This is a genomic window from uncultured Gimesia sp. (assembly GCF_937919775.1).
In the GTDB taxonomy this organism is placed as follows: Bacteria; Planctomycetota; Planctomycetia; order Planctomycetales; family Planctomycetaceae; genus Gimesia.
In genome coordinates this window covers 1-10,767 of the sequence record NZ_CALFPF010000289.1, presented here as the reverse complement: position 1 = coordinate 10,767, position 10,767 = coordinate 1, and the positions used below count along the sequence as shown (strand labels likewise).

Annotated in this window: 8 protein-coding genes and 1 pseudogene; 3 read left to right on the top strand and 6 right to left on the bottom strand. The window is 54.3% G+C overall.

Translation table 11 applies throughout. From position 1 onward, the window contains the following. The 5 genes from Q0294_RS07865 to Q0294_RS07845 all read right to left on the bottom strand — a co-directional run. On the bottom strand, positions 1-636 hold a 636-nt coding region (locus Q0294_RS07865; RefSeq protein ID WP_299462953.1), incomplete at its 3' end, for an MBL fold metallo-hydrolase. Between the two features lie 57 nt (positions 637-693). Continuing rightward, on the bottom strand, positions 694-2,916 hold the full coding sequence (locus Q0294_RS07860) for a right-handed parallel beta-helix repeat-containing protein (protein WP_299462950.1): 2,223 nt from the start codon (positions 2,914-2,916) through the stop codon (positions 694-696). 112 nt (positions 2,917-3,028) lie between these two features. Beyond that, a complete protein-coding gene (locus Q0294_RS07855; RefSeq protein ID WP_299462947.1) occupies positions 3,029-4,222 on the bottom strand; it encodes a hypothetical protein in 1,194 nt (397 codons plus the stop codon). Then, positions 4,212-5,681, bottom strand: coding sequence for a hypothetical protein (locus Q0294_RS07850; protein ID WP_299462944.1), 1,470 nt, complete (start codon positions 5,679-5,681; stop codon positions 4,212-4,214). Before Q0294_RS07850 ends, Q0294_RS07855 begins: the two co-directional genes overlap by 11 nt. A gap of 216 nt (positions 5,682-5,897) precedes the next feature. Then, positions 5,898-6,569, bottom strand: coding sequence for a hypothetical protein (locus tag Q0294_RS07845; RefSeq protein ID WP_299462941.1), 672 nt, complete (start codon positions 6,567-6,569; stop codon positions 5,898-5,900). Positions 6,570-6,885: 316 nt separating this feature from the next. On the opposite strand from Q0294_RS07845, the gene Q0294_RS07840 reads away from it, so the two are divergent. The 3 genes from Q0294_RS07840 to Q0294_RS07830 all read left to right on the top strand — a co-directional run bounded on the left by Q0294_RS07840 (position 6,886) and on the right by Q0294_RS07830 (position 10,447). After that, the gene (locus Q0294_RS07840; RefSeq protein ID WP_299462938.1) at positions 6,886-7,968 is read left to right on the top strand and encodes an SUMF1/EgtB/PvdO family nonheme iron enzyme; all 1,083 of its coding nucleotides are present in this window, start codon (positions 6,886-6,888) and stop codon (positions 7,966-7,968) included. 71 nt (positions 7,969-8,039) lie between these two features. Beyond that, the gene (locus Q0294_RS07835; protein ID WP_299462935.1) at positions 8,040-8,879 is read left to right on the top strand and encodes an SGNH/GDSL hydrolase family protein; all 840 of its coding nucleotides are present in this window, start codon (positions 8,040-8,042) and stop codon (positions 8,877-8,879) included. A 35-nt stretch (positions 8,880-8,914) separates the two neighbouring features. Continuing rightward, entirely contained in the window at positions 8,915-10,447 is a 1,533-nt protein-coding gene (locus Q0294_RS07830; protein ID WP_299462932.1) for a neutral/alkaline non-lysosomal ceramidase N-terminal domain-containing protein, read from the top strand. A gap of 16 nt (positions 10,448-10,463) precedes the next feature. On the opposite strand, the pseudogene Q0294_RS07825 reads toward Q0294_RS07830, so the two are convergent. Beyond that, positions 10,464-10,767, bottom strand: a pseudogene (locus tag Q0294_RS07825) (hypothetical protein); the annotation flags it as partial.

Genomic DNA, 10,767 nt, shown 5'->3' with positions numbered 1-10,767 from the left:
TAGTTCTGCCAGTGTTCCGACCGGGTGCTGCGGATCATCGAGTTCGCCGCGCAGGTAATAGGCGTCGCCCACATGCAGGAACCAGCGGCCCTCTGTCTGAACGGCAACTCCGCAATGACCGTGCGTATGACCGAACAGCGGGATCAGACGAATGTCATCATTCAATGCCGAATCAACACAGCGGGACGGAAGCCCGAACCAGTCGGCATCGTTCGTGTCGTACGTGACCCATTTGGGGCGGTGTGAAAACTGGGCTGCGCTGTAGCGGGGATTACCCGATTCCAGATTCTGCTTTTCTTCTGCCGCGAGATGAATGAACGCGTCAGGAAAATCCGCTAAACCTCCCACATGATCGGGGTCACAGTGCGTCAGCACGATGTCGCTCACATCGTTTGCAGTAAAGCCCAGCTGCTGGATCTGATGCAAGGCCGTCACCGAAGAAATGAATTGAAAACCAGCGGCGTTCATCGCCTCCGCGCCGATTCGTTCCAGAGGGGCGGCAATATCGTGCATACCGATGCCGGTATCGATCAGAACCAGCCCGGCATTCCCTTGAATGATCAGGCAATGACAGCAGGCGGGTGGAAAGGGCGGGGCATGCAGCCAGCCGAAATTAGCGTGTTGGAGTTGGGACATGGTATTTTTCGATTCAGAAATTTCTGGAAAGCAATAAACGACTTAAAACGTGCTTGGCTAATTTCTATTTGACGACCTCTCAGGTAGTTCCCGCCGATATTCATCTCGAAACAAACCGATTTTGTCGAAGGGAATCGGTTCGAAGGACGCTTTCTGTTTCAGTAAAGTCGCATCCTGCTGTAAGGTCAGCTTACCGTTTGATTCGTGTACGATACCCAGCGGAATCGGTTTGCCGGCGCTCCCTTCCAGGTTGGTAAACCCTTTCAGATCTTTGGTCATCGCAATCCCACTTTTCGTGCCGGTGGTATTCACGGCAAGGTTATTCTCGATCTCGAATTTATCGAGCAGCTTTTTGACATTGCCGTCGAAGTTGTAGACTTGTTGCGTGCAGTTCACAAATACATTCCGCTGGATCGGGTTATATAACGGCTCCCGCGGCGCGTCCTGCATGATCTTCGCCAGATGCGGATACTGCGTACTCCACGGCGGATTTTTGTAGTTCATCGCTTCCGCTTTGGCTTCCAGATTCCAGCCGGCTGATTTCGGGTCGTTCCACTGTTTCCAGGTCATGCCTCGCGAATCGACGTGCAGGCCAATGGCACAATCGATCACCAGGTTATTCAGAATTGGATTGTCGCGTCCGCCCCCGATCATGATGGCCCGCCCCGAGCGATAAAACACGTTCCCTTCCACCGTGTCGCCGCTGTCGCAGTCATCCAGATACACGCCCATCGTATTCACATGCGACGCGTCTCCGCCTCCCAGATTGTGAATGAAATTGTGCCGCAGAATATTTCCCTGAGTGGTCCAGTCGCGTCCAGTATAAAAGGCCCCCGAATCGCCGGTCTCCATTACCACACGGTAGATTTCGTTCCGCTCAAACAGATTTTCGTTCCCACCATACAAGATCGCGTTATGCGGCGCGTCATGAATGCAGTTATTCTGCACAATCTGCCCGCAGCCACCCGCGTAGATGCCCGGTGCATACGTCCGCTGAAACAAGCCATAATCGTGAATGTGATTATTGATGGCCCGGTTTTCAGCCCGCTTCAGTTGTTTGCGGTCGCCGCCATTCAGCGTGATGCCCCGCGTTCCCAGATGATACAGATCACAACTGCGCACGGTATTGTTTTCGCCCGATACCGAAATCCCGCCACTCGCCAGATTCGCCACCACGCAACCGGCCAGTTCAACCTCTTCGGTCGACTGCAGCGAGACTCCTTCCGAATGACCATATTCAAAATTCAGATTTTCGAACCGCATGTGTTTTGCATCGGATACTTTCATCAACGGTTGCGTCAATGTCGCCAGGACAATCTCAGCGTAGTCCAGCTTTCCCTGGGGATACAGGTAGAGCTGCTTCTGCGCGCGATCGAGGTACCATTCGCCCGGCGCGTCGAGTTCTTCCAGCACATTGAGCGCAAAGAAGCGGCGTGCTTTCGCACCCCAGGTTCCCCCCATGATACCGTAATTGTGCGGAGCCGCCAGCCTGATGATTTTCTGCTGCGGTTCGTAATCAGCGATGCGAATGACTTCGTCGCTCCAGTCGTGCGTCCAGTATCCCAGCAGCCAGACTCCTTGATCCAGCTTCCAGCGGGCCGGTCGTGGATCATCAAAGACAAACGCACCGGGATGCGACTTCTGCTTCGCGGGATCTATCGCTTTGGGATCGGGCAGTCCTTTATCAATGACTTTCGTAAACGAAGCCCAACCCGCATCTGCCGCATCCGCGTTCGGCCAGCGGGCCAGTGTCATCGGCCGATGATTCACATACAGCCAGGGCCCGACAGGCACACCCCGATAGGATGCTTTGAACTCCGCAAAGGGTTCCTTGCTCACCGTCGACAGATCGCAGACCAGGACTTTCCCGCGGGCTCCTTCAGGCAGCCGCTTCAGAATCGCCGCATCCGTGACGGATTGAAACGTACCGGCATCCAGAGTCAGTCCCCCCTGGATCCGCACGGTTCCCGGCTGCGTCGCACGATACACCACCGGGTTCCCTTTGCTGCCACCATCGTTTTTTTCAAACGTCAGTGAGCTGCGAAAAGTATACACGCTCGGTTCAATGTGTACCGTCACCCGGTCTTCCGGTTTCAACTTTTCATCTCGCCGCATGATCCGAATGGTGTCACGTGCTTCCTGAATCGACTGGAAGGGCCGCTCCTTGCTTCCGTTTCCATCCGGTCCATTCCCATTGACATACAGATTCAAATCCGCGTTCACGTGACTTGAAATACTGACAGCAAGAAAACAGGTCAAAACAGTAAAGAAGTTTTTCATAATTGTCACTCGGCAGGAAGTAGAATGCAGCGGCTGCGAAACAGTATGCTCACGTTGCACAGTTTCACCCTCGACTATATGAGGCGAACCGGGAGACGTCAAACGACATCGCTCAGGTCCGCAGTTCACTTCGTGCTTTCTCCAGCACATGCTGATGCAGCAGATAACCGAAGCCGGCATTTTCCAGACGAAAAATCAACTGGTTGCGGGTACACTTCAGCTGCTCAGCACAGGTATCCAGCGACCAGTTACTCTCCGCCAGTTGCATCAGTAAAAACGCACGGCGGCACTGCGCTGCAGACAGACGATACGACTTCAGGTACTCCAGCGTTCCATTATTACGAATGATTACTTCACCGATATGGTTTTCTGCCTTGGGGTTCAATTCGGTCATGAATCGCTGCAGCTGAAACGGCCCCATATCGTAAACCATTTCCGGACGAACGGGACAGCCCAGTAGATTATGCGACATCAGTGCATGCAGCTCCGACCAGTCGGTGCGTACGCGGGCCACTTCAGCGCGCAAATCATCCAGCGACTGCACGCGTTTCGCGTCAATCTCATGCGGATGCAGGCGGTTTTCTTCGGCATACAAACCATAGTAATAGAGCAGCTCACCATAATCATCGGTCAGCAGGGTTGTATGCAGCGCCCGATAATCGTCCGGGTGAGGCACGATGAATGCCGACGCCAGCGCATCGCCGACAAATAACAGCGATCCCACCTGGTTGGTATGGATTTCGAATACGCGTAGCGCATCTTCCAGACCTTTAATCAGGTGGCCGGGAATAGTCCGTTCAGAACGGGGACTCAACCCATCCTTAATCGCGGCGCGGGAATATTCTTCCCAGATCACATCCGGTCCACCAAAGTGCAATGACAGGAAACCTTCCAGGCTCACATCCAGGGGCAGAAACCGCAGACGGTTCCGGTCCTCGCGGGCCCGCATTTTCTGCATCACCCGCGCCGTCATGAATCCCAGATCGTGAACCTTACCATCGGTGGTGCGATGCGATTTTTCCGCCCGGATCTGCGTACCATAGGCGACGACTGGCGCACCATCAAAGGTCCAGTCTGCAACAAATGCGTGGGGAATATACGAATAATAGGCCGTCTTGTTATCGATCAGTACGGCTGCGATATCCTCATCAAAAGGTCGTCGGGTCAGTCGCAGATCGGCGGGCACCTCATTTCGCAACACCGGTACCAGCCGCACGCCACCCAGAACCTGCGACGGCGCCAGCATTAACCCTTTGAGGGAAATGTGATCCAGGGGAACCTGTTTTCGAGTTGTCTTATGTTTCATCAGATTTCAGCATCCTGTTCACACGCAGCGCCAGATATTCTTCCAGTTCTTTCAGACTAGCTGTCCCGACGGTGAACCGGGCAAAGCCGAGCATGGTCGGAATGTCTTCCGCATCGCGTAGACCCACGGTCGGAATCGTGGTTCCCAGTCGACGCGGTGCAAAATGGTCGGCGTCGAACACCGGATTCATATGCACGATTTCCGGCGTCTCTGTTTTACCAATGCGTTCCCGATACACGCGGGCCACCTGATCGACCAGCTGGGGAGGATCGTTTTCGTAGCCATCCGAGACAATCACAATCAGATCCGGCTGCCACTCCAATGCATCGAGCAGTGGTTCCGCCAGCGCCGTCTGTCCCGCCGGACGCGTCAGGAATTCATGTTCTTCCTGTTCATTCGCAGGCGTCCAGAACGCCCGGTATTCCTCAGCCGCTTCGCGCAGCAGATAACTGGCCGCCAGCGCCACGCCCAGCGGTCGGTTCCGTCGCTCACGACTTCCCACCGTCGAGTGGCTGCTATCCAGCACTGTCGCCACGCGTCCCAGTTTCAAAGGCACTCGTCGCAGCTGTCGTTCTGCTGCGCCTGTGAAGGCGGCCTCCAGTTCGTCAACCCGCTGTTCGCGTTCCTTCCGTGACAGGGAAAGCACATACAGCGCCAGCTTCGTCACGCCTGCCCGCGTCAGATCGAATTCCAGTTTTGCACCCTTGGTCCGCGCCGCTGTGGACTGAAACCGCAGTTTTTCCGCGGTCGTCATCTTGTGCTCGATTTTTTTCAGGAAGACATCGCGGGGAACCTGATGTTTCTGCGCCAGTGACTCTGCCACGGTGAATGGCAGCTCGTAAATCGCTGCTTCACTGTATTGTGCCTGACGAAACTGATTCAGCAGAGGCGTCTGATACGCTTTCTGATTCGTATGATCGAACAGAAAACGCCCCAGCTCTTCCTCCAGCCGTGTATGCGCGTGCGCAGCGGCAGCCCGGTATTTGTTCCGATACTTGATCGCGTCAAACTCAGGCTCACGTCGCCAGGCCAGATACGTTTTGATCACAGCCCGCGTTCGTCGATTGTTTACACGATGCTGTTGCAGTCGTGCAAATAAAGCATACACACGGTTGGCCGGCAGCCTGCGCAGCGTGATCGCGATTAATGTCCCTTCTTCGGCTCGTTGTACCTTATCTGCAGGCGCACCAGCCTGCAGCAGGTTAAAAATGATCTGCTGCTGGTTGAAATGATTGATGCCCGCCGCTAGCGTCCGCGCATACAGCAGCCGGTAGTTGATCAGCACATAACGATGTAGAAATTCAATCGAAACCGAGGGTCGGTACAGGTCGGTATAAAATTCGTTCTGACGGGTCGCCGCGAAACCGGAATTGATAAACATCAACAGGTCTTCCCGCTCGCACCGCTCGCGCAGTTCCTGTCGGCTCAAGTTCCCTGGTGAAGAATCCCGATGTCCCATAACCGTCCTTCCGATGCAAAAACAATCCGTTCGGGGAATATCGGCAGCGACGTGCTAAAAAGCTCTAGAGGCTTACGCGGAAGTCACTCCCAAGTCCCACGAACGGATGTATTGAGTATCCCGCCCTGCAGCGGGAGATACAAGTTCAGATTTAAGACAGACCGAAAGAAATAAAGTTCGCCTGTGAACTCAGTTGTTCACGCGCTTCTGACAGCATTACTTCTGCGGTGCATCATAGTTCAGGATATGTGAAATGTGGGTCTTCTCTCCCGGAGTGATTTTTCTGACATCGTAGTAGATCACACACCGTCCCGATTTTTTAATTTTGCCAATGGCCAGTTTGGCGACTGCTCCCGTAGCACCGTTTGCACCTGACGGGTTCCCTTTCCATTGTACCCCGTTCCAGGCGCCGAGAGCGGTGCTTTCCGGAGCATTGATGATTGATCGTTCTGCCAGTATCCCAAACGGGCTTTGAACCTGATCCTGTTTCAAGTCAATGACCATGCCGGTGAAGTCGGACAGTTCTGTTCCACCATCCAGCTCAAAAACATCATCCTCTTTTTGAGTGATGATCAGCGGAGCCTCACTCATTTTCCGCATGGTTGTTTTCTGGGACAGTTTGAGAAATTCTTCATATTCTTCTTTTGAAATTCCCATCCGCTCATCGTAAGGCAGTGGTTCACCGGGTTTTTTGTTTTTACTGTGTTCCAGAACCCAGTCAGGATTTTTGGCGAGCGCCTGTTTGAATTTCTGTCCAATTTCTTCCGCTCTTTTTGGCACAGCCAGACCCATCACATCAACCATGATCTGCCCCGGCACAAGTAATTCGTGTGGATCGATGACGGGTTGGGATGCGGCCGATTCTGTTGCGGAAGCCTCTGGTTTCACTGCGGAGGGTGCGGGTTCAGCCTGTTGTGCATCGCTACAGCCACAACAAAAAAAACACTGCTTAATATCATAGTAAGTCGGTTCAAGACATATTCTCCTGGCTGAGATGTTGTAACTCGAAAGGGATCAGCTTCATCAAAACTCACACATTTCAACTCGTCTGTTGACACGCCGGTTCTGTCTGGTACGATTTTCTTAACTTCCTTTAGTTGTAAATTCAGGAATACCACCGGCTCTGACACATAAAATATCTCACAGTTCGATCCTGCCTGAGACGTCCTGCCTGCATATGATACTTTAACAAGGAAACCACCCGATGAGAATCTCCCGAGTCTGTCGTCTGTTGCTCTCCTGTCTGTCTGTCGTTTTTGCAGGGGAACTCAGCTCTACGTCCTTTGCCGCTGATGCCCCGAAGCAGGGTACGGCGAAACAGATTGATCTGGGGGGCGATGTCTCTCTGGAAGTGCTTTTTATTCCGCCAGGCAAATTCATGATGGGCAGTACGCCGGAAGAAAAAGCCTGGGCGACCGGCATTGAAGGGGGCGCCACGCCGGGCACGGAGCGGGAATCGTACGAAGGGGAACAACCGCGGCCGATGCAGGTGAAAGACGGCTTCTGGATGGGCCGTACCGAAATCAGCGTGGGGCAGTTTAAACGCTTTGTCGAAGAGAGCGGTTACGTAACCGACGCCGAAAAACCGGACGGCGAAACGCAGGTGTTTGATCCCGAATGGAAAATCACTGCCAAAGCGCCGCCCCATCCCTGGATTTCGATGAAAGGCAAAAGCTGGCGCGACCCGAATTTCGGGTTTCCGCTTAGGGACGTTTATCCGGTCGTCTGCGTGAGCTGGAACGATGGCCGCGCATTCTGCAAATGGCTTACCGAGCGCGAACGCAAAGCGGGTCGGCTGCCGAAGGGGTTAGAATATCGTCTGCCGACCGAAGCCGAATGGGCGTATGCCTGCCGGGGCGGCAGCAAAGAGAGCCACTATTTCTGGTGGGGCAATGATCTTCGCGACGGTGAAGGGCGGTTGAACATTTCCGCCGTCGATTTTCTGCCGGGCCGCAACAAAATCTGGCCGCTGGCGAATGCCCCCTGGAGCGACGGCTTCGCGTTTGTTTCTCCCGTCGATCAGTACGGCGAAAAAGGCCGCAACGGTTTCGGACTGGCCGACATGTGTGGCGGCGTGTGGGAGATTGTCCTCGACGACTTCGATCCCCAAGGGGGACACGAAGAACTGTATGTCGTCAAAGAGAACCCGCGCCCCGTCTGTCGCGGCGGCAACTACTTCGACGTCCCCGGCAACGCCCGTTGTGCCGTCCGCTTAGGACTGCATGGCCCCGCTTATTCCGACTCCCGCGACGGCTTTCGCATCTGTTTGGGTGTGCCTCGTAGATGAACTTTGCCTGAATTCCTTTTTCATTCAGACCCGCTTACTCGATTTCGTACCCACCAAACAGGACTGCTCTGATGAACTTGCTGCGAAACCCGTTGATGAAAACCGTTTTCTCACTGCTGATACTGACAATGCTTTCTTTATGGCAGCCTTCGCTGGCGCAGGCCGAGCATGAGGGGAAAATTCAGATTCTCCTGCTGGGAGACAGCACGGCGGAAGGGAGTATCCCCAGGCAGCTCAAACCCGAAGGTCCGCATCTGGAAGCGGTGATCGAACAACTGCTGGCGGCGGAAGGGGATCTGCCCGCCTGTCATGTGGTCAACTCCAGCCTGAGTGGCGAATATATTAAACGCCTGTTCGATTCAGGTCGTTATGATCGCGACGCGGCCAAGCTGCCCGGTCTGGATTATATCTTCATCCGGTACGGTTTGAACGATCGCGCGAGACGGGAAAACTTTGCCGAGAATTTTCCCAAGGACTTTCACGAACTGCTCGCACGATTGCGCAAGGATCATCCCAATGCGGTCCTGGTTCCGATGACTGTGATCCCGTTTTCGAATGAAGAGGCCAGCAAGGAAATCAACGATCTGGTGTTTCAGGTGGCCAAAGCAGAAAATCTGGAGGTGTTTGACATCTATCCCCGTTATGCGGCCGAGCTGAAGAAGGGATTCAACATGCTCAACTATCGCCGGTACCCGCTGGCGAAAGTGCCCGAGAAATATCACGCGCTGGTGAAGCCGTTCGTCTCGGGTGACCGGGTGGTGGTGATGGACAATGAACTCGACCCGATTCTGGGAGACCTGCCGGGCTGGTATGGAGATCGACATCCGAACCTCGCAGGTTACAATGTGATCGCCGACGAAACCGCGAAATACCTCGCGAAACAACTGCGAAAACAAAAGACGGCTCCATAATAGCACTCTGTGAGACGAACCGGGAGAGAGATACTGTGAAGTGTGATTTACGAAAAACGCGTCTGATGTGGCCTGTAGTGGTTTTGCTCTGTTTCTGTTTTCCCACAGAGGGAGAGTGCGGTTTTTCCGCGGGAGTCGCGAATGTGGATATTTCGCCTCCTACGCTGCCTGCGATTCAGAACGGCGGTTTTCTCGAACGGAGCCAGGACAAAGTGCTGGATCGGCTGTCGGCGCGCTGTTTTGTGTTGAAGTCGGATGAGACGACCGTCGCCATCGTGGTCGTCGATTCGTGTATGATCCCGCGCGACATCTGCGATCGGGCCAAGGTGCTCGCCAGCAAACAGACGGGCATCCCCATCGATCGAATGCTCATCTCCTCGACGCACACGCACTCGGCGCCGAGTGTGATGAATCTCTGCCTGGGCACACGCAGCGATCCGAACTACGAACGTTTTTTGCCACCCAAACTGGCCGAAGGAATCGCACGTGCGTATGCCAGCCTCGAACCGGCACGCATCGGGTTTGTTACCGTTGATGCGCCCCATCACACGCACTGCCGTCGCTGGTTACGCCATCCGGACCAATACGCCGCAGACCCCTTCGGTGAGACCACCGTGCGGGCCATCATGCATCCCGGTTATCAGAACCCCGAATTCATCGGCCCCTCTGGCCCGGTGGATACGGGGCTGTCACTGCTCAGTATTCAGTCTGCCGACGGCAAGCGGCCCCTCGGTCTGCTCGCCAATTATTCGATGCACTACTTCGGCACGGGAGGCGGATTCTCAGCCGATTATTACGGCAAGTTCTCGGCGCTGATGGAACAGAAAATCGCCGGGAAAGATCCAACGCCGTTCGTCGCCGCCATGTCACAGGGAACCTCCGGCGATCTGCAATGGATGGACTATTCAAAGCCGCGACGAACAAATTACAGCATCGACCAGTACGCGGGCGAACTGGCCGACCTCGCGTTCGACGCGTATCAAAAGATCGACTACACGACAGGCGACCCGAAACTGACGATGGCGGAATCCCGATTCACACTGGACCGCCGCCTGCCGACTCCCGCGCGGCTGGCCTGGGCCGACGACCTGAATACGAAACGGGGTCCGCGGCGTCCGACTTCGAAACAGGAAGTCTATGCGGAGCAGGCAACATGGATCGCCGCACATCCGCAGGAAGAAATCGTACTGCAGACGATCGGCATCGGCGATCTGGCGATTACGGCGATTCCCAACGAAGTTTACGGCATCACCGGGCTGAAGCTCAAAGCACAGAGCCCGTTCAAAGTCACGTTCAACATGAGCCTGGCCAACGGCGCCGCCGGTTACATCCCGCCCCCCGAACAACACTACCTCGGCGGCTACACCACCTGGCCGGCCCGCACCGCCGGCCTGGCAACCACCGCCGAACCACAAATCGTGGAGACACTGCTCGGTCTCTTGGAAACCCTCTCAGGCCAGAAACGCAAACCGCTGACGACCGATTTTTACAACGAAGAACAACGCACGGCGATTGAGAAAGCGAAAGCGGACGAGAATAACCGCGTGAATCGCGGGGTGATGAAGTGACAAGAATTACTAAATATTAATCAGACATGAAACCACCGCAGTAATATCTTTCATCTGAAGAAAGGGCTTGAAATAATGCGGTATCCCATGAATTTAAATGTATATTTGCTTTAACTGTTGCACATAGTTCTAATGCTTGCTTAACGCCCGCCGGTCCATCATCTCTAAAGTAATACTTGAGTAACTCTCTTTGTGTAGCTAATTCACTAGTGGCTTGTATAGAAAATCTTGATGCTAAATTAAACTCAGAAAAATGTGACTCAACTCTTTTTTTGTCACTTGAAGACCAATGAGATGGTGGATCTGTAAAGTATCTGATT

Coding starts and splice junctions, on each gene's coding strand:
- Q0294_RS07860 (WP_299462950.1), bottom strand. CDS start 2,916: ATGAAAAACTTCTTTACTGTTTTGACCTGTTTTCTTGCTGTCAGTATT.
- Q0294_RS07835 (WP_299462935.1), top strand. CDS start 8,040: ATGAACTTGCTGCGAAACCCGTTGATGAAAACCGTTTTCTCACTGCTG.
- Q0294_RS07855 (WP_299462947.1), bottom strand. CDS start 4,222: ATGAAACATAAGACAACTCGAAAACAGGTTCCCCTGGATCACATTTCC.
- Q0294_RS07840 (WP_299462938.1), top strand. CDS start 6,886: ATGAGAATCTCCCGAGTCTGTCGTCTGTTGCTCTCCTGTCTGTCTGTC.
- Q0294_RS07850 (WP_299462944.1), bottom strand. CDS start 5,681: ATGGGACATCGGGATTCTTCACCAGGGAACTTGAGCCGACAGGAACTG.